Annotated in this window: 29 protein-coding genes and 1 rRNA gene; 17 read left to right on the top strand and 13 right to left on the bottom strand. The window is 51.6% G+C overall.

What is annotated here, in order from left to right; all coding sequences use genetic code 11:
- Positions 1 to 11: 11 nt before the first annotated feature.
- The gene (fliE, locus tag QHL1GM_RS13450; RefSeq protein WP_071694940.1) at positions 12 to 344 is read right to left on the bottom strand and encodes a flagellar hook-basal body complex protein FliE; all 333 of its coding nucleotides are present in this window, start codon (positions 342 to 344) and stop codon (positions 12 to 14) included.
- A 255-nt stretch (positions 345 to 599) separates the two neighbouring features.
- Here fliE and fliF point away from each other — a divergent pair, with 255 nt between their 5' ends.
- The 13 genes from fliF (at position 600) to fliR (ending at position 11,968) form a co-directional block, all read left to right on the top strand.
- On the top strand, positions 600 to 2,372 hold the full coding sequence (fliF, locus tag QHL1GM_RS13445; protein WP_071694939.1) for a flagellar basal-body MS-ring/collar protein FliF: 1,773 nt from the start codon (positions 600 to 602) through the stop codon (positions 2,370 to 2,372).
- The gene (gene fliG, locus QHL1GM_RS13440; RefSeq protein ID WP_071694938.1) at positions 2,365 to 3,372 is read left to right on the top strand and encodes a flagellar motor switch protein FliG; all 1,008 of its coding nucleotides are present in this window, start codon (positions 2,365 to 2,367) and stop codon (positions 3,370 to 3,372) included. Before fliF ends, fliG begins: the two co-directional genes overlap by 8 nt.
- Positions 3,365 to 4,138 carry a flagellar assembly protein FliH gene (locus tag QHL1GM_RS13435; protein ID WP_071694937.1) on the top strand — a complete coding sequence of 258 codons (774 nt, stop codon included), beginning with the start codon at positions 3,365 to 3,367 and terminating at the stop codon, positions 4,136 to 4,138. Before fliG ends, QHL1GM_RS13435 begins: the two co-directional genes overlap by 8 nt.
- Positions 4,139 to 4,149: 11 nt before the next feature.
- On the top strand, positions 4,150 to 5,544 hold the full coding sequence (gene fliI / locus QHL1GM_RS13430; RefSeq protein ID WP_071694936.1) for a flagellar protein export ATPase FliI: 1,395 nt from the start codon (positions 4,150 to 4,152) through the stop codon (positions 5,542 to 5,544).
- Entirely contained in the window at positions 5,541 to 5,993 is a 453-nt protein-coding gene (gene fliJ, locus QHL1GM_RS13425) for a flagellar export protein FliJ (protein ID WP_071694935.1), read from the top strand. Before fliI ends, fliJ begins: the two co-directional genes overlap by 4 nt.
- Before the next feature lie 19 nt (positions 5,994 to 6,012).
- Complete coding sequence (locus QHL1GM_RS13420; protein WP_071694934.1) at positions 6,013 to 7,320, top strand: flagellar hook-length control protein FliK; 1,308 nt, start codon at positions 6,013 to 6,015, stop codon at positions 7,318 to 7,320.
- Between the two features lie 173 nt (positions 7,321 to 7,493).
- A complete protein-coding gene (gene fliL / locus QHL1GM_RS13415) occupies positions 7,494 to 7,970 on the top strand; it encodes a flagellar basal body-associated protein FliL (protein ID WP_071694933.1) in 477 nt (158 codons plus the stop codon).
- A 21-nt stretch (positions 7,971 to 7,991) separates the two neighbouring features.
- Positions 7,992 to 9,047, top strand: a complete 1,056-nt coding sequence (fliM, locus tag QHL1GM_RS13410; RefSeq protein WP_071694932.1) for a flagellar motor switch protein FliM — start codon at positions 7,992 to 7,994, stop codon at positions 9,045 to 9,047.
- The gene (fliN, locus tag QHL1GM_RS13405; RefSeq protein ID WP_071694931.1) at positions 9,044 to 9,568 is read left to right on the top strand and encodes a flagellar motor switch protein FliN; all 525 of its coding nucleotides are present in this window, start codon (positions 9,044 to 9,046) and stop codon (positions 9,566 to 9,568) included. The genes fliM and fliN overlap by 4 nt, the downstream gene beginning before the upstream one ends.
- Positions 9,565 to 10,008 (top strand): flagellar biosynthetic protein FliO, encoded by a 444-nt coding sequence (gene fliO, locus QHL1GM_RS13400; RefSeq protein WP_071694930.1) that lies wholly within the window; start codon positions 9,565 to 9,567, stop codon positions 10,006 to 10,008. The genes fliN and fliO overlap by 4 nt, the downstream gene beginning before the upstream one ends.
- 77 nt (positions 10,009 to 10,085) lie before the next feature.
- Positions 10,086 to 10,817, top strand: a complete 732-nt coding sequence (gene fliP, locus QHL1GM_RS13395; RefSeq protein WP_368087072.1) for a flagellar type III secretion system pore protein FliP — start codon at positions 10,086 to 10,088, stop codon at positions 10,815 to 10,817.
- 85 nt (positions 10,818 to 10,902) lie between these two features.
- Positions 10,903 to 11,172 (top strand): flagellar biosynthesis protein FliQ, encoded by a 270-nt coding sequence (gene fliQ / locus QHL1GM_RS13390; protein WP_027958744.1) that lies wholly within the window; start codon positions 10,903 to 10,905, stop codon positions 11,170 to 11,172.
- A gap of 4 nt (positions 11,173 to 11,176) precedes the next feature.
- Positions 11,177 to 11,968: a flagellar biosynthetic protein FliR gene (gene fliR / locus QHL1GM_RS13385; protein WP_007112098.1), complete on the top strand. Its 792-nt coding sequence runs from the start codon at positions 11,177 to 11,179 to the stop codon at positions 11,966 to 11,968.
- A gap of 62 nt (positions 11,969 to 12,030) precedes the next feature.
- Here fliR and flgL read toward each other — a convergent pair whose 3' ends face one another.
- The 11 genes from flgL to flgB all read right to left on the bottom strand — a co-directional run bounded on the left by flgL (position 12,031) and on the right by flgB (position 23,259).
- On the bottom strand, positions 12,031 to 13,323 hold the full coding sequence (gene flgL, locus QHL1GM_RS13380) for a flagellar hook-associated protein FlgL (RefSeq protein WP_071694929.1): 1,293 nt from the start codon (positions 13,321 to 13,323) through the stop codon (positions 12,031 to 12,033).
- 16 nt (positions 13,324 to 13,339) lie between these two features.
- Positions 13,340 to 15,274 carry a flagellar hook-associated protein FlgK gene (gene flgK, locus QHL1GM_RS13375; protein WP_071694928.1) on the bottom strand — a complete coding sequence of 645 codons (1,935 nt, stop codon included), beginning with the start codon at positions 15,272 to 15,274 and terminating at the stop codon, positions 13,340 to 13,342.
- 73 nt (positions 15,275 to 15,347) lie between these two features.
- The gene (gene flgJ / locus QHL1GM_RS13370; protein WP_071694927.1) at positions 15,348 to 16,376 is read right to left on the bottom strand and encodes a flagellar assembly peptidoglycan hydrolase FlgJ; all 1,029 of its coding nucleotides are present in this window, start codon (positions 16,374 to 16,376) and stop codon (positions 15,348 to 15,350) included.
- Complete coding sequence (locus tag QHL1GM_RS13365) at positions 16,376 to 17,506, bottom strand: flagellar basal body P-ring protein FlgI (RefSeq protein WP_071694926.1); 1,131 nt, start codon at positions 17,504 to 17,506, stop codon at positions 16,376 to 16,378. Before QHL1GM_RS13365 ends, flgJ begins: the two co-directional genes overlap by 1 nt.
- Before the next feature lie 61 nt (positions 17,507 to 17,567).
- Entirely contained in the window at positions 17,568 to 18,257 is a 690-nt protein-coding gene (locus tag QHL1GM_RS13360; RefSeq protein ID WP_071694925.1) for a flagellar basal body L-ring protein FlgH, read from the bottom strand.
- A gap of 38 nt (positions 18,258 to 18,295) precedes the next feature.
- The gene (gene flgG, locus QHL1GM_RS13355) at positions 18,296 to 19,078 is read right to left on the bottom strand and encodes a flagellar basal-body rod protein FlgG (protein WP_071694924.1); all 783 of its coding nucleotides are present in this window, start codon (positions 19,076 to 19,078) and stop codon (positions 18,296 to 18,298) included.
- Between the two features lie 50 nt (positions 19,079 to 19,128).
- Positions 19,129 to 19,887, bottom strand: a complete 759-nt coding sequence (locus QHL1GM_RS13350) for a flagellar basal body rod protein FlgF (protein ID WP_071694923.1) — start codon at positions 19,885 to 19,887, stop codon at positions 19,129 to 19,131.
- 31 nt (positions 19,888 to 19,918) lie between these two features.
- Positions 19,919 to 21,637 (bottom strand): flagellar hook protein FlgE, encoded by a 1,719-nt coding sequence (locus QHL1GM_RS19385; RefSeq protein ID WP_175540385.1) that lies wholly within the window; start codon positions 21,635 to 21,637, stop codon positions 19,919 to 19,921.
- A 52-nt stretch (positions 21,638 to 21,689) separates the two neighbouring features.
- Complete coding sequence (locus QHL1GM_RS13335) at positions 21,690 to 22,379, bottom strand: flagellar hook assembly protein FlgD (RefSeq protein WP_071694922.1); 690 nt, start codon at positions 22,377 to 22,379, stop codon at positions 21,690 to 21,692.
- Between the two features lie 3 nt (positions 22,380 to 22,382).
- Positions 22,383 to 22,793, bottom strand: a complete 411-nt coding sequence (flgC, locus tag QHL1GM_RS13330; RefSeq protein WP_071694921.1) for a flagellar basal body rod protein FlgC — start codon at positions 22,791 to 22,793, stop codon at positions 22,383 to 22,385.
- Between the two features lie 31 nt (positions 22,794 to 22,824).
- Complete coding sequence (gene flgB / locus QHL1GM_RS13325; protein WP_071694920.1) at positions 22,825 to 23,259, bottom strand: flagellar basal body rod protein FlgB; 435 nt, start codon at positions 23,257 to 23,259, stop codon at positions 22,825 to 22,827.
- A 203-nt stretch (positions 23,260 to 23,462) separates the two neighbouring features.
- Here flgB and flgA point away from each other — a divergent pair, with 203 nt between their 5' ends.
- The 4 genes from flgA to QHL1GM_RS13305 all read left to right on the top strand — a co-directional run bounded on the left by flgA (position 23,463) and on the right by QHL1GM_RS13305 (position 25,825).
- Entirely contained in the window at positions 23,463 to 24,179 is a 717-nt protein-coding gene (gene flgA / locus QHL1GM_RS13320) for a flagellar basal body P-ring formation chaperone FlgA (protein WP_071694919.1), read from the top strand.
- Between the two features lie 98 nt (positions 24,180 to 24,277).
- Positions 24,278 to 24,544: a flagellar biosynthesis anti-sigma factor FlgM gene (gene flgM / locus QHL1GM_RS13315; RefSeq protein ID WP_071694918.1), complete on the top strand. Its 267-nt coding sequence runs from the start codon at positions 24,278 to 24,280 to the stop codon at positions 24,542 to 24,544.
- Positions 24,545 to 24,557: 13 nt separating this feature from the next.
- Positions 24,558 to 25,007 carry a flagella synthesis protein FlgN gene (locus QHL1GM_RS13310; protein WP_071694917.1) on the top strand — a complete coding sequence of 150 codons (450 nt, stop codon included), beginning with the start codon at positions 24,558 to 24,560 and terminating at the stop codon, positions 25,005 to 25,007.
- A 77-nt stretch (positions 25,008 to 25,084) separates the two neighbouring features.
- Positions 25,085 to 25,825, top strand: coding sequence for an SDR family NAD(P)-dependent oxidoreductase (locus tag QHL1GM_RS13305; protein ID WP_071694916.1), 741 nt, complete (start codon positions 25,085 to 25,087; stop codon positions 25,823 to 25,825).
- Between the two features lie 69 nt (positions 25,826 to 25,894).
- Here the strand turns inward: QHL1GM_RS13305 and rrf are convergent.
- A 5S ribosomal RNA gene (gene rrf / locus QHL1GM_RS13300) occupies positions 25,895 to 26,010 on the bottom strand.
- Positions 26,011 to 26,064: the final 54 nt, after the last annotated feature.

Raw genomic sequence — 26,064 nt, 5'->3', positions numbered from 1 at the left:
GCGTCGAAAGCCTATACCTGCATGTTCATAACATCACGATATGCAGAAACCAAGCGGTTGCGAACCTGAAGCCCCATTTGAAACGCAACGCTAGACTTCTGCATGTCGACCATCACGTCATTGAGCTGTAAATTAGGGTCACCCGCCTGAAAAGCCATCGCTTGGCTGTTAGCCGCCTGCTGAAGCCGGTTAATACGCTGAATAGAGGCCTGCAGCTCACCACCAAAACCGCCTTGCCCGACAGCTGCTGACGCCTGAGCACCACTAAGCGGCTGTGTGGATGCCGCCTGGGTCGCCATGCCTTGCATCTGCTGTAGCGCAGCCTGTATTGCGGGAGTACTCATACGCTCACCTCAATTCGCAAAAAAGATCTAATGCGAAAAGCCTAACACCAAAGCAATCCGCCTCATACGGACAAATGCGCATAAAAAGCGGAGCTTATCTTTCCTTTAGGCTCGACTAGCCACCGGATAATGGCCGTCATCACAATTCCGCCTCATCTTTTAGGCGGATAACCGCGATTGACGGATATAGCCTATGCCTTCTTTGGTGATGCGCCTGGGCCGCCACCAGTTTTGCCTGCCCCTTTGGAGGGTCGCATGAGCGAAACTGGTGCGACGGCAGGCCGTCAAAACAGTACGAATCAAGCCGCTCCCTCTAGTGGAAGCTCAGGCAGTGGAAATGCCGAACGTACAGCTAGCGATTCGGCTTTCGAGCGAACGCTGAAGCAGTTGCGTGGCAATCCACTAGTCGCACTGCTTATCGCTGGTGCCGCCTCAATTGCTATTGTCGCAGCTCTCTTTATGTGGGCGAGCAGTCCTGAGTACCGAGTGCTTTACAGCAACCTTAGCGAAGCTGATGGTGGCAGCATCATCAATGAACTTGATGCCCGCGGAATCCCTTATCAGTTCAGCGAAGGTGGCCAGGCGTTAATGGTGCCTAGCACCCAGGTCCACACACTGCGCCTGCAACTCGCAGAGCAAGGCCTTCCACGAGGCGGCAACCTTGGCCTGGAGTTAATGGATAGCCAGGCGTTTGGGATCAGCCAGTTTGCTGAGCAGATTAACTACCAACGGGGCTTGGAAGGCGAACTTGCGCGCTCAATTGAATCGCTGGGGCCGGTGGAAGGCGTGAGGGTTCATCTCTCCATGGCCAAACCATCGGTATTTATTCGTGATCGTGAGCCAGCTAAAGCATCCGTTGTGCTAACCCTGTTACCTGGCCGCGTTTTGGGTGAAGGCCAGGTCAGCGCGATCGTCCACATGGTCTCGGGTAGCGTCCCAGAGCTTGCCGCTGAAGATGTCACCGTGGTTAATCAGGATGGTCGATTACTGTCTGCTGAGACAAGCAATGGAAACGACCTGGATGGTTCGCAGCTTGAGTACATTGCCGAGGTTGAGCGCTCTTACCAACAGCGCATTGAACACATTCTAACGCCTATTTTGGGACGCGATAACGTGCGCGCCCAGGTTGCTGCGCAGATCGATTTCTCGCGGCGCGAGCAAACATCTGAACGCTACGGGCCAAATCAACCGCCCAACGAAGCAGCCGTGCGTAGCCGCCAGCTTAGCCTTGCATTTGATGGTGAAGACCCATTGGCCACAGGAATTCCTGGTGCACTAAGCAATACCCCGCCGGGCACCATACCCTCCCCTATCAACCAGCCGGAAGGCGAGGAAGAAGGTGACGATCCGCAAGAAGAAGACGTGCCGCCGGAAGCGTTGCGCAACCTGCGTCAAGACGACGTAATCAACTATGAAGTCGATCGCAGTATTGAGCATGTCCAGCACCGTCTCGGCCAGATAGAGCGGCTTTCCGCTGCGGTGGTCGTGAACTTTCGCTCGGAAATGAACGACGAAGGTGAATGGGTCGATGTTGCCCTAACGGACAATGAGGTGGCACAAATTGAGCGCCTGGTTCGTCAAGCAATGGGCTTCTCGCAACTTCGCGGCGATGAAGTTGAAGTCGTCAATTCTCCCTTCGCGCGCAGTACAGAGGAAACCGCCGAGGTCGAGTGGTGGAAAGATCCTTATATTCTTTCAATGGCTGCCACAGTGGGTCGCTACCTACTGGTTGCGTTGGCGATTCTATTGCTTTATCTGCTGATTTTGCGCCCCTTAATTAAGCGTTATACCCAAACACCGGTTATGGCAACGGCTGCGCCTGGCAGCACGCTAGCGGCTAGCGTCGGTGGCGATGATGACGAAGAGAGTGAAGCGCCTGAAGAGAGCGATGAGACCTACGCCAAGCCGAAGCGTCGGCGTAAAACCTCACTCTACGAGCATAACCTCAATGACCTGCGTGAAATGGCTCAGGAAGACCCCCGCATGGTCGCGATGATCATTCGTAGCTGGATGAATGCTAATGAGTAGTTCAATTGCTGAGATGAGCGGTGCCCGCAAGAGCGCCGTCTTATTGCTTGCACTCGATGAAGACAGTGCCGCAGAGGTTTTTAAATACCTTGGTGCCAATGAAGTGCAAGAAATTAGTATGGAGATGGCCCGGCTGAACCAGGTCTCCCATGACGACATGAAAGCGGTGCTCGAAGCGTTCCATAAGGAGACCGAAGAGTTTGTAGCGCTCAACCTTAACTCCAGCGATCACATCCGCTCGGTGTTAACCAAAGCACTGGGCAGCGAGCGCGCAACTAGCCTAATTGAAGATATTCTCGAAACAACGGGGAATAATTCGGGCATCGACGCACTCAACCTCATGGAAGCCACCATGGTTGCCGAACTCATTCGCGACGAGCATCCGCAAATTATTGCCACGATTCTCGTTCACCTGGATCGTCATCAAGCGTCCGACATCCTCGAACTATTTGAAGAAAAACTGCGCAATGATGTGGTACTTCGTATCGCTACCTTTAGCGGCGTTCAGCCCGCCGCATTACAGGAACTGACCGAAGTACTCACCAGCATGCTGGACGGTCAGAACCTCAAGCGCAGCAAAATGGGCGGCGTAAGAACGGCTGCCGAGATTCTCAATTTAATGAACTCCTCCCAAGAGGAGACCGCTATCGAGACTGTGCGTGCTCATAGCGAAGATTTGGCCCAGAAGATTATCGACGAAATGTTCTTGTTCGAGAATCTGCTTGACCTCGACAACCGCGCTATTCAGATGGTGTTGCAAGAAGTCGAAACCAACTCGCTGGTGGTGGCCCTTAAAGGGGCTCAGGACGCTCTGGTGGACAAGTTCCTGCGCAATATGTCGCAGCGCGCTGCCGATTTAGTTCGTGAAGATATGGAAGCCCGTGGCCCTATCCGCGTCTCTCAAGTTGAAACCGAGCAGAAAGCTATCCTGCAGGTCGTACGGCGTTTAGCTGATTCAGGTGAAATCGTCTTGGCAGGTGGAGACGACGAGTATGTCTAATACTCACTCGCCTAAATTTGATCGCCATGGCGATTGGCGTCGCTGGCAAATGGATGAGTTGGCAACCACCCAGAGCAGCCAGGCGTCAGATGGCGAGGTCCCCACGGCTCACCAGCGCAAAGTTCAGGCGGCACAAAAAGCTGCCGAGCTGGCACGCCAGCGTGAAGAGAGTGAACGCCAAGCACTTTATGAGCGTATTCGCCAACAAGCCGAAAAAGAGGGCTATGAGGCTGGTTTTGAACAGGGCCGCCAAGAGGGGCTTGAAAAGGGTTTAGAGGAAGCTGCTGTACAGGCAAAAACTGAGTTAGAAGCACAAATCCGCAAGACGGTTGCACCGCTGGAAACCCTTGGCAAACAGTTTTCGGATGCGCTTGAACGCCTTGATGACACCATCGCCTACGACTTGGTCGAGTTAGCACTAGCCACTGGCAAACAGCTGGCTAGTGATGCCCTACAGGAGGCACCTGAAGAAATCTTGGCCATCGTCCGCGAACTGCTACACACCGAGCCTCCCCTGGTTGGCCAGCAGCGCCTTTGGCTCAACCCCGATGATCACGCTCTAGTAGAGGAGCACTTGGGCAATGAGCTCAGGGCCGCCAACTGGAAGTTGCAGCCGGATGACCAGCTTGCCCGTGGCGGCTGTCGGGTAACCAGTGCCCAGGGTGAAATTGACGCTACCTTTGAAAGCCGTTGGCACGCCATTCAGGCTCAATCGCGCAAACGCGGACTCAATTCCCCACCCTCTTCTAACGTTCCTTCATCCTAGGCGGATACGCTATGGCAGATACCACCTGTCCCCATCAACATCGTTGGAATAAGGCATTGCGACGCACGCAGCAGCGTGTCAGCCATCTGCCTCGCTACCGCAATAGCGGCCGCGTTATTCGCGCGACGGGTATGGTGATTGAGGTGGTTGGTCTTCGTGTTGCCGTGGGTAGCGCCTGCCGGATTGAATTGCCAGGCAGCGACGGTCGCTTAACCGACAGCGATAGGCATGCTGAAGCAGAGGTCGTCGGCTTTTCTGGCGACAAGCTATTCCTGATGCCCTTGGAAGAGGTAATTGGGCTGATGCCTGGCGCGCGCGTCGCACCTCTGGATGAGAGCGGCAACAACAGTGCACGCCGCTTTCCTATGGGTGATAGCCTGCTGGGCCGTGTCCTGGATGGCAATGGTAATCCGCTTGATGATCGTGAGAGCGTAGAAGAGATACCCCGGGCAACACTCAGTTCACCACCGCTCAACCCGCTTTCTCGCGCGCCGATTGATGCGCAAATTGACGTCGGGATTCGCGCTATTAATGCACTGCTTTGCGTAGGCCGAGGGCAGCGAATGGGGCTGTTTGCAGGCTCCGGGGTAGGTAAATCAGTGCTGCTAGGCATGATGGCGCGTTACACCAAGGCCGATGTGATTGTGGTCGGCTTGATTGGTGAGCGAGGACGTGAAGTACAGGACTTTATCGATAATATTTTAGGCCCTGAAGGACGACGGCGCGCGGTTGTGGTCGCTGCTCCCGCTGACACCTCACCGTTACAGCGGCTGCAGGGTGCTGCTTATGCGACACGCCTGGCAGAAGGCTTTCGTGACGAAGGTCGCGATGTTCTGCTGATTATGGACTCACTGACGCGCTATGCCATGGCACAGCGGGAAATTGCCCTGGCCATTGGTGAGCCACCTGCTACTAAAGGTTATCCGCCGTCGGTGTTTGCCAAACTGCCGGGGCTAGTGGAGCGTGCAGGTAACGCTGAGCGTGGCGGTGGTTCCATTACGGCATTTTATACCGTTCTAACGGAGGGCGATGACCAGCAGGACCCTATTGCCGATTCTGCTCGGGCCATTTTAGACGGGCACATCGTGTTGTCGAGAACATTAGCCGAAGCAGGTCATTATCCGGCAATCGATATTGAAGCCTCGATTAGCCGTGCAATGACTTCAATTGCCTCACCCGAACAGCTCCAGGAAGCGCGGGTCTTCAAGCAACTGTTCTCGCGCTACCAGCGTAACCGGGACCTTATCAGCGTGGGAGCCTATAGCCCAGGTCATGACCCACAGCTTGATGAGGCAGTGAAACGCTTTCCATCGTTAGAAAACTTCCTGCAACAGAATATTGATGAGTGTGCGACGCTTGCCGATGCTCGCCAAGCGCTACACGCGTTAGTAGGAGGACGTGCATGAGCAATTCACAGCTCGAAATGTTGACCGACTTAGCCAGAGGCGCCCGCGATCAAGCCGGCAAGACACTGGCTCAAGAGCGACAAACTGAGCAGCAAACGACTGCTCAGTTACAGTCGCTGTTGAGCTATCGGGCGGAATACGCCGAGCGTTTGCAAAAAGCGATGAGTGACGGTATTGACCCCGCCACGATGTACAATTATCAACAGTTCCTGGCCTCTTTGGACGCGGCCCTAAGTCGTGCCCGCCAGGCGCTAGCCTCTCAACAGGCAAGCGTTGAACAGAGTAAAAAGAACTGGCAACAAGAGCAGCGAAAGCTGTCTTCCTACGATACACTGGCGTCGCGTCGTCTATTAGAAGAGCACCGCCGCAGTGAGCGTCATGAACAAAAAACTAACGATGATCTGGTGACAAGCCGCGCGGCTCGTCAGCATAACGACACTCCGCATTAGCGGTGTCAGGGAACTGAACATGAATATTCACCAGTTGCTTTCAGTCAGCCAAAGTTCGCCTCAGACGCAGTCTCAAGGCGCTTTCAGCCGATCAGACTCAGCCAGCGGTTTATTTCATCAAACGCTTACACAAGTGTCTGATGCTCAACGTTTACCAGCGCGGATGCTGAGTGAAACTAGCGCCTCCCAGGCGCCGCTTCAGCAAGGGCAGCTAAAAGCACTCAGCACGCTTTTATCAGACGCGTTAGGAGCTGACGTTGAAGATTTGAGCGCTCTACTTGAAACCCTGGGTCTTGACGTCAGTGAGAGCGACTTATCCGACCTGCTGGCGCAGCTTCAGTTACCGAACTCAGACATCAGCGTAGACACACTAGGCCTTAATAGTGGAGAGGCATCAACGCCCCTTGACGAAATTGCTAGCCGTCTTGCACTGATGGCGTCCTTTTCTGAAAGCAGCCCAGAAGCGCAGTTGGAGTCTCCGATAACTCCGGCGACGCTGGAGGCGGTTGCCCAACAGCTAAATATTAATCAAACGGAAGCTGCGCAGCTTGTTTCGGCACTAAATGTCCTGGTGGGACAGCAGCAGGGCACCAATTCACTACCTGCTGAGATGGCTCGATTAGCCGATGCCCGCTCGCCTGTTGTTGAGCTCCAGGCAGCCCCAAGACCACAGCCTGATACTTTCTTTGCTCAAATTAACACTAGCGGTGCAGCCTCTCAAATCAGTGGTGAGGCGCTCATGGGCGTTCTAATGACCGTAGAGGGCGCACCTAAAGGAACTCCAACTGGTGAGCACTTACTCTCTGGATTCTCTTTAAGCGCCGGTGGGTCGTTACCCTCGCAGCCCTCAGCACAAGGGTTTGCTCCCGCGGTCAATCCCACAGCTGCCACTTTAACAACGCCTTTAACAAACCCTGCCTGGCCACAACAGCTAAGCCAGCAGTTGGTGCAGATTTCACAGCGCGGGGGCGAACAGCATGTCCAAATGCAGTTGAACCCTGCAGAACTAGGGCCACTTTCTATCTCACTAAAATTTGGTGAGCAGGGAGCTCAAGCACACTTTTTGTCAGCCCATGCCCAGGTGCGACAAGTGCTCGAACAAGCGATTCCGCAGCTAAGGGAAGCGCTGGCTGAGCAAGGCATATCGCTAGGTGAGACATCGGTTGGCGAACAGCGTGACCCCAACGCCCAGGGCTTTGCCCAATCAAACGGTCAACAAGGCACTGAAGCGGGCGGTGACAGCGGCGATATTGGTTTGGATGAAGCAACACAAAGCGCTGGCAGCAGTCCATTGATACTGGATGGACGCGTAGACCTTTATGCTTAAGCGGGGGTGCCTGAATTTGTATGATTACTCTTGTGCTACACATATCAATACGCGCATTAAATAGCTAAACCAAAAGATAGGCTTGCCAAATGAGCCTGTTCATTTCATCACCAGCATGCGCGTTAGGCATAATACGTTGCTAGTGATACGCATGGAGTTCACAGGAATCGCAAATGGCAGAACAAAGCGGTGGGTCAAAAAAACTACTCTGGATAATGATTATCCTGGTCTTGCTGTCGTCAGCAGGCGCAGCAGTGGCTATATATATGGTAATCGATCAGCGTAATGACGGTTCTGGAAACGCAGAAATGCAGCAGGCAATGGAGCTCGAGTCGCCTATTTTCATGCGTATTGAACCCTTTACCGTCAACCTTGCCGATGACAGCTATGGCTCGCGCTTACTCTATACAGGCGTGACTCTGCGTGTGGGTAATGAGAGAAGTAAAGCGATTCTAGAAGAACACATGCCCCAAGTGCGCAGCCGTTTGTTGATGCTACTATCCGGCAAGCAGGCTGATGAACTTACCTCATCTGAAGGTAAGCAGCAGCTTGCACAAGCGATTGTTGATCGTCTCAACGTCCCGCTGACGGAAAATCAGCCGCCGCTTGATTTGCGTGAAGTTTTATTCACTGAATTTATTGTGCAATAACCTCGGGAACTGGAGCCGTTCATGTCACAGGACGATCTACTGTCCCAGGAAGAAATTGATGCCCTGTTAAAGGGCGTTAGCGGAGATGATGAGCCTTCGGCTTCATCTTCCCAAGCGCAAGATGAAGCTCGCGTTCGCCCTTATGACCCGTCGACTCAGCATCGCGTTATTCGCGAGCGCCTGCACGCGCTAGATTTTATCAATGAGCGCTTTGCGCGCTATTTCCGTAACGGCCTATTCAACCTATTACGGCGCAGCGCGGACATTACCGTAGAGTCCGTTCGTTACCAAAGCTTTAGCGAGTTCTCACGTAATGTTCCCGTGCCGACAAACCTGAACATCGTGTCGATGAAGCCGTTACGTGGTTCAGCTCTCGTGGTTTTCCCACCCAACCTTGTTTTTATGGTGGTTGATAACCTCTTCGGTGGTGACGGTCGCTTTGTGACTAAATCGGACGGTCGAGAATTCACCAATACCGAACAGCGCATTATCCAGCGGCTGCTCAATCTCGCCATTGATGCTTATCAAGAGGCCTGGAAAGTCGTTTATCCGCTAGATGTCAGTTTTTTGCGCTCAGAAGTACAGTCAAAGTTTGCCAACATCACTAACTCACCCAACGAAATTGTGGTGAATACCAAGTTCAATATCGAAGTCGGCAACCTATCGAGTAATTTTCAGATATGCATGCCTTACGCCATGATCGAGCCATTGCGTGATTTACTGGCCAACCCGATCAATGATAGTAACCACGACCAAGATGGCAGTTGGTCGCGCCGTATGGCGAGTGAGCTACGTCAGTCAGAAGTAGAACTGGTCGCTGAATTTGCTCAAATACCCAGCCGTATCGCCCATGTAATGGGGTTGAAGAAAGGCGACGTGCTACCGTTAGACATTCCGAGCTCTATCACCGCCAGCGTTGATGGGGTTCCTGTGATGGAGTGTGAGTACGGTAGTCAGCGTCAACAGCATGCACTGCGTGTCTTACATATGATTGACCATGCCGCTATGAATAACGCATCGTCCAAGGACTTTATTAAAGGGTCTACGCGACAGAAAGCCAAGGAATCCAAAGCATGACTGATCCCAATAAGCCTGATCAGAACGTCTCTGACGACGATTGGGCGGATGCCATGTCCGAGCAAGAAGAGCCTACATCCAGCGCCGATGCTGCTAGCGAAGAGGAAGATCCTTGGGCAGCCGCGATGGCGGAGCAGGAATCCGCTGAAGAGAGCGAAGAAGAAACACCCGCTGCACCAGAGTCAAAAGCACCTGCAGCGAAAGCAGCGAGTGAAGACATCTTCCGCCCGTTGAGTCCGGACAGCGGCTCATCGCAGGCGCGTGAGCTAGAGATGATCATGGATATCCCGGTGAAACTCACCGTGGAACTCGGCCGTACGAAGCTAACTATTAAGCAGTTGCTGGAGTTGGCGCAAGGGTCTGTCATTGAGCTTGAAGGGCTCGCCGGTGAGCCAATGGATATCTTGATTAACGGCTATTTGATTGCTCAAGGCGAAGTTGTCGTGATCGAAGATAAGTACGGTATTCGTATTACTGAAATCATCACGCCTTCTGAACGTATTCATAAATTGAACCGATGAGCGTTGCAAACCCCGCGTCACAGAATGGATCGCTCGATGCATTAGGTAACGGTGGCGAGGCATTGATAGGCATGGCTGTTTTAGGCAAGACAGCCGCGGCTCTAGCCCTAGTCATAGTGATCATTTTAATCTGCACGGCGCTTTTAAAGCGCTGGAGCAACCATACCACTCGCCATGGCGCTCACCTGCGCATTGTCGGCAGCACTGCTGTGGGCAATCGTGAGCGTATTGTGATTGTCGAAGTAGAAGATACCTGGCTGGTCGTTGGTGTGGGCGGTGGGCGAATTACTAAGCTCCACGAGCGACCGGCGCCAGAAACGCCCCCAGCAACCGCGCCGGCTCCGCCTTCCTCACGCTTTTCGCGTCGCCTATCAAAAGCGCTAGCTGCAGGCCGCCGCCGTGATGCATCCGCGCCCACCGACCCACATCACACGCCATGAGGCAATGGATGCACCTTTCTTGGCCCTGTGCTTTTAAGAGCATTGTTTTGAAGAGCAAAATGGCTAAGCCGCTCTCACTGTGGCTGGCTATTGTTGTCGCGTGCTTTATAGCAGGCCCAGTGCATGCACAACAGATCCCCGGCATTATTTCGCAGCCGCTAGAAGACGGCGGACAGCAGTGGTCGCTTTCGCTGCAAACACTGCTCTTTCTAAGCTCGCTAGCGTTTTTACCTTCCATGCTGCTAATGATGACAAGCTTCACGCGTATCATCATTGTGCTTAGCCTATTACGTACGGCAATGGGCACCCAGGCAACCCCGCCCAACCAAGTGCTCTTGGGGATAGCGCTATTTTTAACTTTTTTTATCATGTCGCCAGTATTGGCACAGGTGTATGACAACGCGTGGGTACCGCTGACTAATGAATCGATTAATTTTGAAGAATTTTTGCTACTTGCCCAGCAGCCATTTCGCGAATTCATGCTTGCCCAAACCCGCGAGCCTGACCTGGCCCTGTTCGTTCGCTTGGCGGATATAGGGCCAATGCAAGGTCCGGAAGAGTTACCTATGCGAGTGTTATTGCCGGCTTACGTCACTAGCGAGCTTAAAACAGCGTTTCAAATTGGCTTCACTATTTTTATCCCATTTTTAATCATCGACCTAGTAGTAGCCAGTACCCTGATGGCGCTGGGTATGATGATGGTTCCACCCATTACTATTTCGTTACCTTTTAAGCTAATGCTTTTCATTTTAGTTGATGGCTGGCAGCTTATTATTGGCTCGATGGCAGAAAGCTTTTACATGATATAGCGCTTCATAGAGATAGCTTTATTGCTTGAGTAGGTCGCGTCGTTTTATATGACACGTCGTTTATACGACACAGAGGATCACAGCTATGACCCCTGAAATGGTGATGAGCATTGCTTACCAAGGTATGCGTGTAACGCTTCTCCTTGCTGGTCCCATGCTGCTTGCGGCGCTATTCACCGGTCTTATCATCAGCTTGTTTCAAGCCGCGACCCAGATAAATGAAATGACGCTAACCTTTATTCCTAAAATTCTAGCGGTGTTCGCGGTACTGGTATTAGCTGGCCCCTGGCTTATTGGATTGATTACCGACTTTACTCACCGCCTATTTACCAACATCCCTAGCATGGTGATGTAGCGCTATGGTGGAAGTCACTTTCGCACAACTGCAGGGGTGGTTGGTGGCTTTCTTATGGCCGTTTGCGCGTATTACTGCCTTCATGGCGGCCTCACCTCTGTGGGGTCACTCTAGCGTTCCTAACCAAGCTAAAGTGGGCCTTGCTGCCCTAATTGCCATTGTCATTGCGCCGATTTTACCGGCCATGCCTGATATCGCCATCATGTCATGGGCTGGGGTCGGAGTGATGATCGAACAGATCCTAATCGGCTTAGCGATGGGTCTCGTTATGCACATCATGTTTGCGGTTGTTCAAGCCGCGGGGGATTTTATCGGCCTGCAAATGGGTCTGGCGTTTGCGAGCTTTTTTGATACGTCGAGCGGCACCAATATTATGGTGCTATCACGTATTCTCTATATGATCACCCTGCTCATGTTTTTGGCGATGAATGGCCACCTGATGGTGCTTGAAACCCTGATCATGAGCTTCCAAACGCTGCCTATTGGGATTGGTACCTTTAACCCAGGGGCATTTGAGTTGCTCGCCCGCTATGCGGGAACAATTTTTGCCTCGGGTATGTTATTGGCGTTACCGCTGGTGGGCTCACTGCTGACCATCAACCTGGCACTGGGCATCCTGAACCGTTCGGCTCCGCAGCTCACGGTATTTAATATCGGCTTCCCTACCTCTCTCATCGTGGGCCTCATATTAATGATGGTATTGATGACCGACATTAATCGTTTTTTGCAGCGGTTATTTACCCAGGGGCTGGGATTTATGCAAGGGCTAATCGAAACAATGGCTCCTTTAAACTAAAATCCCCAGGTTTAATAAAAAGCATGGGGATTTTAGTAAAACGTGTAAGAGCTAGATGCTCGTTACATATAGTTAAATAACGATAAGCCTTTAATATCCACGAATGCTTTTTGCGCTGCCTGCATGCCTACTTGGCGTAAGCTGTACTCAGAAATTGCTTCTGCGTAATCAAGGTCTACTAAATCGGATAGCGTCTGCTCATAGTTAAGCATACGATTACCACCTACCGCATCAATCACATCAAGTTCATTCAAGCGAGCCCCAGCCGAAGCGCGTACGGTTAGAACGTTATCTAGGCTATTGTCCAGATCGCGCATGGCAGTGTTTAGGGTATTGCGCAGGTCAGCTTTTTTGGTGGCATCATCAGCGGGGTTTTCCAATACGCGAATGGCTTCTTCCATGGTACGAAAAAGATCAGCACCACGCACGTCCCCACCAGACTGAGCCACTAGAATTTCATCCTCTTCAGCTGGCTCACCTTCTAACGTAATATTAATACCACCAAAGGATAGCTGCTGACCTGCTCCCGTATATTCACCTTCAGATACCAAACTGCCTTCGTCTGTTAGCCAAGCATCTTCTTCAAAACGCTGAACTTGGTAATCAAAACCGCTGTCGGCATCTGGATTTTCAGTAAACACTATGCGGTAATTTTCACCATAGCCCTCGGCATTGACATCAGATACCTGCGGACCGGTGAATGTTACGGTGCCATCGTTTCTAGCCTCGTCAGCAGTTAGACGCATTCCCTGGCCATCAGTCTTAACAGATTCAGCTATATAGCCCGCACCGCTAGGTACGCTCTTGAAGATAGTCTCGCCATTATCATTAGCCGGTATCAACCGCGAGGCATCCACACGCTGCTCGCGTACATTACTGTCGCCTTTATACTCCACGCTGCCATCGGCTGACTTAACAAACGGTGGGGCATTATCTTTATAGCCGCCAAACAGATAGCGACCATTACCATCTGTAGCATTGGCCTGACCCAGCATCGTTTCGTAAACGCCTTTAAGCTCGCTGGCAATTGATTCGCGATCGACATCACTCAAAGTGTCACTCGAGGCCTGGATCAAAAGCGTTTTCGCGCTGGTCACCGCATCACTTACACTGTTCAAGATACTTTCAGTCTGCGATAGCGAATTACGCGCCGATACGCGAGAATCTGAATATTGTTCCGTAACCGCCTTTGCCTGATCTACACCAACCGCCCGCGAGGCGGCCTGGGGGTCGTCTGATGGGTTAACCACGCGTCGGCCACTGGCGATCTGCTGACTAACTTTCATCAAATCGCTTTGCTGGCGGTTCATAGACGCCGTGCTTTGCTCGAACATGGTAACGGTACTAATACGCATAACTTAAGCTCCCGAATTAACCGCGCAGGTTCAAGATGGTATCCATCAGCGTTCCTGCGGTGTCAATTACACGCGCATTGGCCTGATAGTACTGTTGGTAACGGATTAAGTTAGCGGCTTCCTCGTCTAAATTAACCCCAGACTCGGACTGTTGCACAGCGGTCAGCTGATCCGTAAGCCCCTGCCTAGCATCCAAGTTCACTTGTGTAATATTAGTACGATTACCCACATCACTGACCATTGAGGCATAGGCACCGGTAAAGGTGGCGCTACCACCTACTTTCGACTCGGCCTGCAGGTTTTGCAGTGCCAAAGCGTTGCGATTATCGCCAGTGGCGAAAATAGTCTGGTTAACTGTTAATGACGACGTTTCGCCTGCTTCCGGGAGGGCATCAATCGTAAAACTGATGCCATCAACAACAACAGCTTGTCCAGGAAGCAACTCGTCGTCAGACGGATCAAAAGCCGCGCCTCCAACCGTAATCGATGTTGCTGGTGTCACTGTCAGCTTGCCGTCCGAATCCACCTCAAATTGATATTTTCTGTTATCGGCGAAAGCGCCAGAAGATATACCTAAACTGCTAACGTTTAAATCACCCTCACGTTCGAACGAGTTACCGGTATCATTTCCTACATTAATAAAACCTGCGTCACCCGCCGCAATCTTGTCTACATCAGAAATGTTCAAATCCATACCATTACCGGCACGACGAACAGGCTGAATTTCAAAGCGATCGCCATTACTCGTTGTGCCGCTAAAGCTGAGCGAAACCCCACCGAAAGTGAGCTCTCCGGCGCCAGCATCCCACTCAACGGCGTCATCTTCTAATGCCACGCCATTGTCGTTACGTGTGACCGTAGGCGTGCCACCTTCAAAACGCACGGTGTAATCTGTCGCGCGAAGCTGACCAATAGTTTCAGTATCAAACTCTGCAGACTTAATGACGGCCGTGCCATTATTATTCTCATTACTATAAGTCTGAGGCGAGCGCACGGTAAAAAAGTCTCCGCCCTGCTCACCATTAAGGTCTACGCCTTTCTTATGCTGCTCGTTAAACGCCACCGAGAGCGAGACAGCTAATTGACCAATTTGATTCTGGGTTTTATCCAGGGTCTCCGAGCGGAAGGTCATTAATCCACCTAATGCCCCGCCCGTAATCGTCGATTCGTCTAATTGACCTAAATTGCCTCCCCCATCGCGGTAACCTACCACTGTACGCTGGGGATCAGTATCTGATTGCATCGCTTCGAGTTGAAACGAGTCCGTGCCCGCTACTAGCGGCTGACCATTGGGTAAGCTAATGTTATAGGTTTTGCCATCCTGAACATTCAGGCGCAAATCCATACGCTCATTGAGCTCGGAAACCATGAGATCGCGCTGGTTGAGCAAACTATTGGGCGCCTCGCCAGTCCGGGCACGTGCCAGAGCTATCTCTTTGTTTATACCAGCGATCTGCTCCGTAGTATTATTGATCTGGGTAATTTCATCATTGATCTGGCTATTGATATTGCTCTGCATATCTTGCAGGTAGCCATCAAAAGAGCGGAACTGTGAACTCAGCGTATTGGCTTGACCCAGTACACCCTGCCGAGCGGCCGGATCAGAAGGCGAGCTAGCTAAATCTTCCAGCGATGAGAAGAACCCCTGCATCAGAGGAGCTAGGCCTGCCTCACGATCGGCTAACAGGTTATCGATTTGCGTTACCTGATTATTGTAAGTGTTTAAAGCACTTGACTGTGTTTTGGCACTATTTAACTGGTCAGCCACATACGTATTGAACTGGCGCTCTATATCATTGACACGAACCCCGCCACCGACACGACCTTCACCCAACTGGGCCAACTCTCGGTTATAGCCAGGCGTATAGACATTACTGATATTATTACTGCTTGTATTCAGGGCATTCTGCGCGGCATTGAGGCCGCTTAAGCCGATCGAAAACATGCTCATGGTTCAATTCCTTAGGCCGATACCTATATCTTCTTTAAGTATCGGCACTGCGCAGAAAAACTTGAGGAAAGGGCTAACGCGAATCGGCTAAGAAATTGCCGTCAGCGTTAAGTGGCCCCATGGTATTCATCACCGCGACTAATTTCTCCGCGTAGAGTGGGTCAGTAGCATACCCGCCTGACTGCAGTTCACGTGCTGCCTGCTCTGCGGTAGGCGCCTGAACCACACCGGCATAGCGGGGGTTATTGCCGATTAAGCCAGCATAGTCGGTAAAGGCATGCTCAAACGAGTCGTAGACACGGAAGGTGTCGACCACCTGCGTTCGTCGCCCGTTGATATATTCGTGGGTCACAATATCGGTTGTTTCGCCCTGCCACTGGCTGCCCGCTTTAATGCCAAATAGATTGTGGCTATTAGCACCGCTACGAGTTGCGATTTCATGGCGGCCCCAGCCTGTTTCCAACGCTGCCTGGGCTAAAATAAGTTCCGCGGGAACACCGGTAGTCGCACTGGCCGCTTGGGCTGGAGCCGCTAGCGTTTGAATGAATTGATCTACGTGACCTAAGGCCGTCTGCTCACGCTGGCTTAGCTCGGATTCATCTACTGTATTACCCTTCTCGACGCCCTGGCGAATGGCCTCTAGCTCGGTTAAGAATTGACCGCTGTCCTGCGTATTTGTGGTGTCAATCCTGTCAGCATTAGCTGCAAATGAATCGTCAAGCACACGGGGGGTGCCACGGGGAATCCCTGCTATTAAAGCTTGTAGCTCTTGATCGGCATCTGGCTGCGCTTTTGAGATGGCCCCTTGGCGCTCCAACTGCTCAACGAGGACATCAGCAAGACCCATTCCACGCGAAGCCATTACCTGTGACCACTGTTGATCCAGCATCGACTGATAGGTATCCGTCGCACTGCTGTTCATCAATCCTGAACTGGGCGTCGCGTCGCGCATACTCTTCATCATCATCTGAATAAACAGCGCTTCAAACTGCTGGGCTGCGCCATTCACGCCAGCTTCGGGGTCAACTCGTGCGGTATGTTGCAGCCGCTGAAAGCCATTCATATCCAGGGCGAACTGATTGGTCATATCACTCGCGCTCATTAAATAACCTCCAGCTCAGCACGCAGTGAACCCGACGCTTTTAACGCTTCCAGAATCGACATCAAGTCTTGAGGTGTAGCGCCTAGCGCATTCAATGCATTGACCACTTCGTTGAGCTGCGCGCCCTCTACGATTTGCAGGTAAGCCTCTTGCTGCTCAATATCAATATCCGCGTCGGGTACCACGACCGTCTCACCCTCTCCAAAGGGATTAGGCTGACTAACGCCAAACTGGGTATCGATCATGATCGACAGGCTGCCATGGGCCACCGCCGCCTCTCGCAATGTGACGGCACTGTTCATCACTACCGAGCCGGTACGTGAATTCAGCACAACACGCGCGGGTGCCTCTGTGGGCGTCACCTGAACGTTTTCAACGCGCGCCATAAAGTTGACGCGCGCGTTGTCATCCACAGGGCCATCCAGGGCGATTACTCGTCCATTACGCGCATAGGCAACTGACTGGCCAAACTCATTATTAATAGCTGTGACCATACGCTGAACGGTGCCAAAATCGGAATCGTTAAGCTGCAATTCAAGCATGCCACCGTTACCGCCCAGGTTGAGCGGCACTTCCCTTTCAACCAGGGCACCATTGGGAATACGCCCCGAAGCCTGCTGATTGATCTGCACGCTGCTGCCTCCCGCTTGGGCGCCTGCGCCACCTACCAACATGTTGCCCTGGGCAATAGCATAGGTATCACCGTCGGCGCCTTTTAAAGGTGTCATTAACAGCGTACCGCCTCGCAAACTACGCGCATTGGCAATCGACGAAACCACTATATCCAACCGCTGACCCGGCCTTGAAAACGGTGGGAGATTAGCTGTTACCATCACTGCAGCTACGTTACGCAGTTGTAAGTTCGTTCCTGCAGGCACAGTCACCCCAAGCTGGGAAAGCATATTGATCAGACTTTGGCTGGTGAAAGGCGCTTGAGTTGTTTGGTCACCGGTACTGTCAAGGCCAACCACTAAGCCATAGCCCACCAGCTGGTTATCGCGGACACCGGCAAACCCGGCCAACTCACGAATACGCTCTGCGTGGGCAGGAAAAGCCAATAAACACATCAGCACCAAAACACCTAACTGAATAAACCAGGTGTTGATTGTTCGATAACCACTTAACCGCATCGCTATTGCCCGTCGTAACAGTGTTATTGGTCGCTTTAACATTGATAGCTCCAAATAGGGGCTAGAATGGCGAGACGTTTAAGAAGAAACGTTGTAGCCAACCCATGTGCTGCGCTTCGTTAATATAACCGTCACCCACATACTCAATTCGCGCGTCCGCCACCTGGGTGGAAGGCACGGTATTTTGGGCGGTGATCGTGCGCGGATTAACGACGCCGGAAAAACGAATAAACTCCGTGCCCTGATTGATGGCAATTTGTTTCTCGCCACGCACACGTAAATTACCGTTATTCATTACCTCTAATACCGATACCGTGATGGTGCCGGTAAAGGAGTTATTGGCCTGTGACCCACCGCTGCCCGTAAAATCGTTTTCCCCAGAAACGTCGAAACCATATTCTGCAAGTGTTTCGAGTGCATCCGGGAGCTGGGCAAGGTTAAGGCCGGCGCTACCGCTACGCCCTGCATTGGACTGCGAGTTTTTGCTCGCGCTAACTTCTTCATCCAGCAAAATCGTCAAAATATCGCCAATCGAACGCGGTCGGCGATCTTCAAAGAGCGGCTGATAGCCTTGCCTGGCCTGATAAATAGAGCCATTGGGGATGGGGGGTGGGCGATCAACAATACTGATCTGCTCTTGTTCGCCTACGACAGAGGCTCTTGGAATCTGAGCGCACCCGGCAACAACTAGCATTAAAAGCACCAGCCCCGCTAGCGCAATACGACGTGACATGTGGTGCAACTCCAGCATAACGCAACCTATAAGATAAGCCCGATGAGTAACAACCGTTACAGCTGGCTCAAACGTGCCAACATTTCATCGCTGGTGGACACCGCTTTGCTATTAATTTCATAGGCGCGCTGGGTCTGAATCATATTGACCATTTCTTCAACCACATTGACGTTCGACGTTTCCACATAGCCCTGGAACAGGCGACCCGCGCCATTCATACCCGGCATATTCTCATTGGGTGCCCCGGAGGCTCCCGTTTCCAGGTAGAGGTTGCCACCAATACTCTGAAGACCAGCTGGATTAATAAAGGTGCTGACGGTGATTTGCCCCACCTCATTATCCTGTGCAACGCCTGGCTGGCGAACGCTCACCGTGCCATCTTCACCCACATTCACAGACAGCGCATTTTCGGGTAGAAAAATGGCAGGCTCAACGGGATAGCCGTTGGCGGTTACCATTTGGCCATTTTCATTTAACTGAAAACTACCGTCTCGGGTATAACCCGTTGTACCGTCTGGCATCAGTACCTGAAAAAAACCTTCGCCATTGATCGCAAGATCGCGTGAGTTTTCAGTCTGCTCTAACCCACCTTGTGTATGCAGGCGCTCAGTAGCCACGGCGCGCACCCCGGTACCCACCTGCATACCGGATGGCAGGCGATCCTGAATATTGTTCTGGGCCCCTGGCTGACGCATGTTTTGGTATAACAGGTCTTCAAACACCGGGCGTGAGCGTTTGAAGCCATTGGTACTCACGTTGGCCAGGTTATTTGAAATAACGTCCAGCTTGGTTTGCTGAGATTCCAAGCCTGTTTTAGCTGTCCACAACGACTTAATCATAATTATGCTCCCTTGACCGACTGACTCACATCAGCTTTAAATGGCCAACATCAACCTTGAATAGATAGAATGCCGTTGGCGCGCTGGGCATTTTCGTCAGCGGTACTTAGCACTTTCATCTGCATATCGTATCGACGCGCAACATCGATCATCGAGACCATGGCATCAACGGCGCTAACGTTGCTGCCCTCAAGCGCGCCGCTAACTAACTTGGCATTCTGATCAACGGGCAAAGCACCGGGCTCACCTTCATCGTTCGGTGGCGCACGAAATAGGCCGTCCTCACCGCGCGTTAGCGCTCCCTCTTCAGGCGTCACTAATTTAATACGGCCAACCTCAACCAATGCTTCTGGCCCAACGCCTTCGGGAATGGCGCTAATTGTCCCGTCGGCACCGATGGAGACCTGTGCGCCCTGAGGTACCGCAATAGGGCCACCTTCGCCCATCACTGGACGCCCAACGTTGAGCAGAACGCCATCGCTATCGATCTGCAGATCGCCACGCCGTGTATAGGTTTCGGTACCGTCATCCGCTTGCACCGCCATCCATGCGTCGTCTTGCATCGCGACATCAAGGGTGCGCCCCGTATATTCAACGGGGCCCTGGGAAAAATCGCTGCCGGGCGTCGTCGTCACCGCTGAGGTGCGCGTTGCCAGTAACGCATCGCCCTGCACGGGAACGGAGCGAGCCGCCTGTAGCTGTGCACGAAAACCGGTGGTGCCCACATTCGATAGGTTATTACTCACCACCGATTGCTGGTCCATACTGTTTTTGGCACCACTCATGGCGGTATAGAGCATTCGATCCACGGTACTTACTCCTTACCCAAATGACCGATCATTAAAGGTTAATAATGGTCTGCAGGAGCTCGTCCTGGGTACTGATAGTCTGCGAGTTAGCCTGATACGCACGCTGTGCAACAATCATGTCCACCAGCTCGCGCGCCATATCGACATTGGAGGTTTCAACCGCACTCGCCTCAATTAAGCCGCGCAAACCAGTACCCGCCACCCCGACCAACTCTTGGCCGGAAGCAGCAGTAGCGGTCCACAGGTTATCGCCATCAGGCTTTAGACCTTCAGGGTTACGAAAGCTCACCAGTGCTATCTGGCCCGCAGCTAACGACTGCTCATTAGAGTAGTTACGCATAACGGTGCCATCATCTTCGATAGTGATTCCTACCAAAGCACCGGAAGTATAACCATCTTGATCTGAATCGGTGGCGGTTGAACCATTACCAAACTGTGTTGTACCAGCAAGGTCATAGCTATAGGTAAGAGGTGAAGCCGCGCCGCTATTAATAGCTAATGAGATTTCAGTCTGACTATCTTGCGCGGGCAGTGCATTGTATGCCGCTAATAACGCGGCTTCAGCCTGCTCCACATCTTCAGCACTGTCATTATAGCCATCAATATTAGCCAACAAATCAATTGCAGGACCTGCAGGATCGCCTGCAGCATCAGTCAAGCTGCCATCAAATACTGTTCTTTCAAAGTTTGGAACAGCATCAGCAGCATCACTTGCATCAGTCAGACCCGTTAAACTAGCTGACAAATCAGGAACTTCGCTTCCATTGGTTACTGCTGACTCTGCTGCAACTAAAACTGACTCAACATTTCCGATTGCAACCTTCAAGTCTGATATTAGAGCAATACTATCATCTACGTCGCCTGAGGAAACTAAACCGTCTAAATAAGCTTTAGCTGCGTCAAATTGCTCACGAATTTGGCCAATTTGACTACTTAATGCGGTTTGGGAAGCATTAAAATCTGACTGTTCGATATTAAGGTTGTCTTGCGCCGTCAGGTATTGAGCAGTTATTTCACGGACTGAATTTAGCGTACCATTTTCACTAAACTCAACTAAGAAATTATTCTCTGGATTGTACTCATTCCCAGCTACAACTTTTGCCTCCCAAACATTTTGATTAGTGCCATCCGGGCTGCCAACTTTTTCATAGTAAACCGTATTATTAAATGGATTACCTAATGAGTCATAGACAGTAAAATTCGTCGAGAAGTGGAAATCGATTTCTTGTCCATTAACTTCAACCGTGTCGAGATCTTCGCCTACTTGTTCACGAGAATCCAAATTCAGTACATTTTCGACAGCGGTTGTTGCTCGAGCAGGCAGTGCATCTGAGTCAACTGTTAGCCCTGCTACCTGGCCACCCGCTTGCACATTGCCATTTGCATCAGCTGAGTAACCCATAATCTGGGCTCCCTGGGCGTTCACTAAGCGTCCATCAGCCGTCATGGTCAGCTGTCCATTACGTGAATAGCCTACTTCGCCATTGGGCTGCTGAAAGCGGAAGAAGCCTTCCCCGGCAATGGCTAAGTCTAAATTGCGGTTTGTGGACTCAATATTGCCTTGTCCAAAGTTCTGCTGCACGGTCGAGGTGCGAACCCCAAGCCCTACACGGGACTGGGCGTATACATCGGCAAATTGTACGTTTGAACTCTTAAAACCGACCGTTTGCGAGTTGGCGATGTTGTTACCAACGGCACCTAGTTTTTGTTGCTGAGCGTTTAGGCCACTGAGTGCTTGTGAAAAACTCATAATGTTCCCCTAAGAAAGCTGTGTTTAATCAAATACTTGGATTAATTAATAGTTAAAGAATTTGCTTAACGTCATTCAGACTGATCTGGCCGTAAATAGCGCCTAGATCGAGCCGAACGTTGCCACTGCCATCATTAGGCGTTACCCGGTTGACCACTGCGTACTGTAAGGCCGTAGATTCAATTTTTTCACCTTGAGCATCGGTTGCCTCTAACTGCACCGAATATCGTCCGCTGGCAACCGCCTCTTTCTGCTCATTGAGCCCGTCCCACTCGAAAGAATGGACACCTGCATCCAACGACTTCAGATCAAGCCGTGCAATGACTTGGCCACCTTGTCCCACTATGGTCGCTTTTACATTCGCCACCGGTTTGGCCAGCTCTATACCAAAGGGTGTGGTGTAAGAATTCCCGTCGTCATCCTTTTCTAATAAAACATCCTTGCCAGGTACCATGACACCTTTGCCGATTAGGCCGCTTGCTTGCAGCGCCTGATTGGCATCCATTTGGCTGGTGATGCCTTCTAGCGTGCTATTCAGCTCTTCAATGCCGCTGACCGTATTAATTTGCGCTAACTGCGAGGTCATCTCCGAATTTTCCATCGGCTTAAGCGGGTCTTGATTCTGTAGCTGGGTGATAAGCAGCGTCATAAAGCTTTCACGCAGCTCATCGGATTGACGGGCAGAGAGACCATTAGCGCCGCTGCCATTTACGCTATTCAATACACTCGTATCGACATTCATGGCTTATCCCTCACCCAGCGACAGCGTCTGCATCAGCATCTGCTTACTGGTATTAAATACTTCAACGTTGGCTTGATAAGAGCGCGAGGCAGAAATCATATTGACCATTTCATGCACTGGCTCAACGTTGGGCTTTGCTACATAGCCCTCTTCATCAGCTGCCGGATGGCTGGGCATATACTCCATGCGCAGAGGCGAATCGTCTTCCACCACCTCGGTAACACGCACACCGCCAACGCCATAGCGGTTGCCTTGTGCCTGAGTCTCAAACATGACCTGTTTCGCTCGATAGGTTTCGCCATCAGGCCCGGCCACGCTGTCGGCATTGGCCATATTGCTAGCGGTAACGTTCATCCGCTGGGACTGGGCGCTCATTGCCGAACCGGCAATATCAAACGTAGAGAACATCGACATCGTTTATTAACTCCTCACTAATTTGGTCTGGTTATTCGGGCTGCATGGCATTTTTCAGCCCTTGAATACGGCTGTTGAGCATTGTGAGTCCGACTTGATAACGAACAGCGTTATCAGCAAATTGCGTGCGCTCACGATCCATATCAACCGTATTTCCATCCAAACTAGGTTGGTCAGGAATGCGGTAAAGTAAATCGGCGTTGCCCGCTCCACGCCATGCGGGGCCTTCTCCAGCAATATGGCTACCAGTGGTGCGCGCCAACGTCAGACCACCGCCGGTATTACTGGATGCATTCTGAGTACCGTCTACTGCTTTTTTCAGCTCACTAGCAAAATCGATGTCACGCGCTTTATAGTTAGGCGTATCGGCATTGGCGATATTAGCCGCTAACACCTCGTGACGCGCTTGACGTAACCCGACTGCTTGCTGATGAAAATTAAAGGCAGATTCCAGTTGATCAATCATGCCGACCCTCGCTTTGAGGCAAAAAATAAAATGGATTTTGTTGATGATGAAGAATACGTCTGGAGCTGTCAGCCTAAAGCATGGAACAGCTGTCGTTTCTGCCAGCATTTCGCGTGATACGGCTACTGCCTTTTCGCTAGACTGAGCGATGAACCCTTCTCGTTGCTCTCCTTCCTTCGCTCCCAAGTAAGTGGCCTCCCCTCATGCTACGACAGCGCTTTATTAAGCCAAGCACGCTTCGCTACTGGCAAGTGGTCCTCTTCTTGACCATCCTATGCGTGACTGCTCTAACCAAGGCTCAGGCTGATGACGACAATCTTCTCCAACAAGTGCATCAATTTCTGTACGAAGAGACGCAAGCATTAGGCGAAGAAGTGGTGATTGATCTACGGCCACCGTCCCCACATTTGCCGGAATGCATCCAGCCGGAACCTTTTTTACCCAATGCTAATCAAGCCCCCTTGGGCCGTGTGTCCGTTGGGGTACGTTGCGGTGAAGACAGCCGACAAGTCCGCTACTTGCAGGCCCAAATTGATGTCATTGGTAATTATGTGGTGGCAGCAAGAGACATTGAGCGGGGCACACTGATAACGTCAAACATGCTCAATGAACGCGGTGGCAACCTTGGTGACCTGTCAGCTCAAGCGCTGACAGCCGAAGAAGATATCGTGGGCAAAATAGCTCAGCGCCCCATTCGCAGTGGCAGCGCCTTTTTAGCCCATTATTTACAAGCGCCTCATTTAGTTGAACGTGGTCAGCGCGTCACTGTCATAGCTCAAGGCTCAGCTTTTCGCGTTTCTCGTGAAGGCGAAGCGCTTGAAAATGGCGCTCTTGGTGAGCAAGTTAGAGTCCGTTTTGGTTCACGAGAAATCTTGACTGCTCGTGTCGCTGAACGAGGTATTTTGGTAGTGGATTTTTAGCGTGACGCCTAAAGTTATACCCAGCACTGCCGATAGTTATCTTTATACAAGCTATACTAAACGCAAAGCGCATCGACGCTGACGATGAGGCAGACGACGTGAATATTGATAACATTAATCCGCTGTTACGCTCTAACCAGGCTCAGCAGCGCGACGAAACGCAAAAAGCTAACAGCGTTACACCCGCTACACCGGGTGGCACAACACGTGAATCTACTCAACTGAGCCAATCTAGCATCGATGAATCTCAAGATATCGATAGCGCAAAAGTTGAAGAGATACGCGACGCCATTCGCGAGGGCCGCCTTGAAATGAACGCGGACCGTATCGCCGAGGGCCTAATTGCCAATCTTAAAGATTTATAAGGGGAGCCTGTAAATGAGCCTTGCATCCTTGCTTACCAATCAACAACAGCGCCTTGATTCTCTTATTTCGTTGTTGTCCAGCGAGCAAAATTTATTGACGCAAGGTGACATTGACGGTGATGCACTATCTCAAGTTGCACTAGACAAGCAGTCACTATTGGCAGAGCTAGAGCGTATCGAGACCCTGCGTCGCAATGTACAAGAGCGTCTTGGCTATGCCCAAGGAGCTAACGGCGCCAGAGCGGCTGCTCACGATGCAGGCTGTCATACGGCTTGGGAAAGCTTGCTAGAAAAGAGCGAACGAGCCTCGCGCATGAATGAGCTAACGGGGCAGATGCTGTCCGTACGCATGAAGCATAACCAAGCAATGCTGGATTATATCCGTCAAATTGCAGAAAAAACGCTTTATAAACCGGATGGCCGTAATAGCGCCCAACCGGGCAGAATCAACGCCTCCGCCTAATATATCTAATCTCTCGACAAACTCTCTGCATGACGTTTCAATGAAAGCCCTCATCAGTGGGATTTCAAAGGCTTATCATGTTCAATTTACTGCCTCACCATTATACAGCGATGGTTGTCGGCGCATCGGGGGGAATAGGCACTGCCATTATTAAGCAGTTACTCTCTACTCCGCATGTTGGTCACATTATTGCCGTTAGCCGCCAACCACCACGAATTGACGATCCCCGCCTTACTCACTTAATGCTTGATGTCTCTCAAGAGCAAGGTAGAAAGGCACTTCAAAAAGAGCTAGCTGCCCGACCCATTCACTTCCTTTTCAATGCCATTGGCATCCTTCATGATAAGGCGCAACAGCTGTTGCCTGAAAAGCGCCTCGATCAGCTTAGCGTCGAAAACCTAACCCAAACAATGAACATCAATGCTTTTACGCCGATTTTATTGCTAGCGGCACTGCAAGACTCTTTCAAAGGGACGCATCCGACAGTAATCTCCAGCCTTTCGGCGCGAGTTGGCTCAATCGAGGATAATCAGTTGGGAGGCTGGTACAGCTATCGTGCCAGCAAAGCAGCGCATAACATGCTGCTTAAGACAGCATCCATAGAACTTAAACGACTTAATAAGCAATCCACCGTGCTTTGCCTGCATCCAGGCACCACCGACACGGCACTCTCCAAACCCTTTCAAGCAAGGGTTCCTCACGAGAAGTTGTTCACGCCCACATTTGTAGCGGAGCAGTTGCTGGCAGTTATCGCCCAGCGAACGCCTGATGATAGCGGTACCTTTTGGGATTGGAATGGCCAACCTATCGATTGGTAAGAGTGAGGTGTTTTTCTTCCACGCACACAAAAAACCCAGCCGGGTGGCTGGGTTCTTCGTTGAATAGGTGCCTGACGATGACCTACTCTCGCATGGGGAGACCCCACACTACCATCGGCGCTAAGCGGTTTCACTGCTGAGTTCGGCAAGGGATCAGGTGGTTCACGCGTGCTATGGTCGTCAGGCGTAACTGTTAATGCATATCATGCTGACGAGCGTTTGCTCAAGTGTGTGCGTCT

The organism is Halomonas sp. QHL1 (genome assembly GCF_001882345.1).
Classification (GTDB): domain Bacteria; phylum Pseudomonadota; class Gammaproteobacteria; order Pseudomonadales; family Halomonadaceae; genus Vreelandella.
Note: the sequence above shows the minus strand (reverse complement) of the source record. Positions and strands in the feature narration are given on the sequence as shown.

Excerpts from the sequence above, each read along its gene's own strand:
- fliE (WP_071694940.1), bottom strand. The coding sequence starts at position 344 with ATGAGTACTCCCGCAATACAGGCTGCGCTACAGCAGATGCAAGGCATG.
- fliF (WP_071694939.1), top strand. The coding sequence starts at position 600 with ATGAGCGAAACTGGTGCGACGGCAGGCCGTCAAAACAGTACGAATCAA.
- fliG (WP_071694938.1), top strand. The coding sequence starts at position 2,365 with ATGAGTAGTTCAATTGCTGAGATGAGCGGTGCCCGCAAGAGCGCCGTC.
- QHL1GM_RS13435 (WP_071694937.1), top strand. The coding sequence starts at position 3,365 with ATGTCTAATACTCACTCGCCTAAATTTGATCGCCATGGCGATTGGCGT.
- fliI (WP_071694936.1), top strand. The coding sequence starts at position 4,150 with ATGGCAGATACCACCTGTCCCCATCAACATCGTTGGAATAAGGCATTG.
- fliJ (WP_071694935.1), top strand. The coding sequence starts at position 5,541 with ATGAGCAATTCACAGCTCGAAATGTTGACCGACTTAGCCAGAGGCGCC.
- QHL1GM_RS13420 (WP_071694934.1), top strand. The coding sequence starts at position 6,013 with ATGAATATTCACCAGTTGCTTTCAGTCAGCCAAAGTTCGCCTCAGACG.
- fliL (WP_071694933.1), top strand. The coding sequence starts at position 7,494 with ATGGCAGAACAAAGCGGTGGGTCAAAAAAACTACTCTGGATAATGATT.
- fliM (WP_071694932.1), top strand. The coding sequence starts at position 7,992 with ATGTCACAGGACGATCTACTGTCCCAGGAAGAAATTGATGCCCTGTTA.
- fliN (WP_071694931.1), top strand. The coding sequence starts at position 9,044 with ATGACTGATCCCAATAAGCCTGATCAGAACGTCTCTGACGACGATTGG.
- fliO (WP_071694930.1), top strand. The coding sequence starts at position 9,565 with ATGAGCGTTGCAAACCCCGCGTCACAGAATGGATCGCTCGATGCATTA.
- fliQ (WP_027958744.1), top strand. The coding sequence starts at position 10,903 with ATGACCCCTGAAATGGTGATGAGCATTGCTTACCAAGGTATGCGTGTA.
- fliR (WP_007112098.1), top strand. The coding sequence starts at position 11,177 with ATGGTGGAAGTCACTTTCGCACAACTGCAGGGGTGGTTGGTGGCTTTC.
- flgL (WP_071694929.1), bottom strand. The coding sequence starts at position 13,323 with ATGCGTATTAGTACCGTTACCATGTTCGAGCAAAGCACGGCGTCTATG.
- flgK (WP_071694928.1), bottom strand. The coding sequence starts at position 15,274 with ATGAGCATGTTTTCGATCGGCTTAAGCGGCCTCAATGCCGCGCAGAAT.
- flgJ (WP_071694927.1), bottom strand. The coding sequence starts at position 16,376 with ATGAGCGCGAGTGATATGACCAATCAGTTCGCCCTGGATATGAATGGC.
- QHL1GM_RS13365 (WP_071694926.1), bottom strand. The coding sequence starts at position 17,506 with ATGCGGTTAAGTGGTTATCGAACAATCAACACCTGGTTTATTCAGTTA.
- QHL1GM_RS13360 (WP_071694925.1), bottom strand. The coding sequence starts at position 18,257 with ATGCTGGAGTTGCACCACATGTCACGTCGTATTGCGCTAGCGGGGCTG.
- flgG (WP_071694924.1), bottom strand. The coding sequence starts at position 19,078 with ATGATTAAGTCGTTGTGGACAGCTAAAACAGGCTTGGAATCTCAGCAA.
- QHL1GM_RS19385 (WP_175540385.1), bottom strand. The coding sequence starts at position 21,637 with ATGAGTTTTTCACAAGCACTCAGTGGCCTAAACGCTCAGCAACAAAAA.
- QHL1GM_RS13335 (WP_071694922.1), bottom strand. The coding sequence starts at position 22,379 with ATGAATGTCGATACGAGTGTATTGAATAGCGTAAATGGCAGCGGCGCT.
- flgC (WP_071694921.1), bottom strand. The coding sequence starts at position 22,793 with ATGTCGATGTTCTCTACGTTTGATATTGCCGGTTCGGCAATGAGCGCC.
- flgB (WP_071694920.1), bottom strand. The coding sequence starts at position 23,259 with ATGATTGATCAACTGGAATCTGCCTTTAATTTTCATCAGCAAGCAGTC.
- flgA (WP_071694919.1), top strand. The coding sequence starts at position 23,463 with ATGCTACGACAGCGCTTTATTAAGCCAAGCACGCTTCGCTACTGGCAA.
- QHL1GM_RS13310 (WP_071694917.1), top strand. The coding sequence starts at position 24,558 with ATGAGCCTTGCATCCTTGCTTACCAATCAACAACAGCGCCTTGATTCT.
- QHL1GM_RS13305 (WP_071694916.1), top strand. The coding sequence starts at position 25,085 with ATGTTCAATTTACTGCCTCACCATTATACAGCGATGGTTGTCGGCGCA.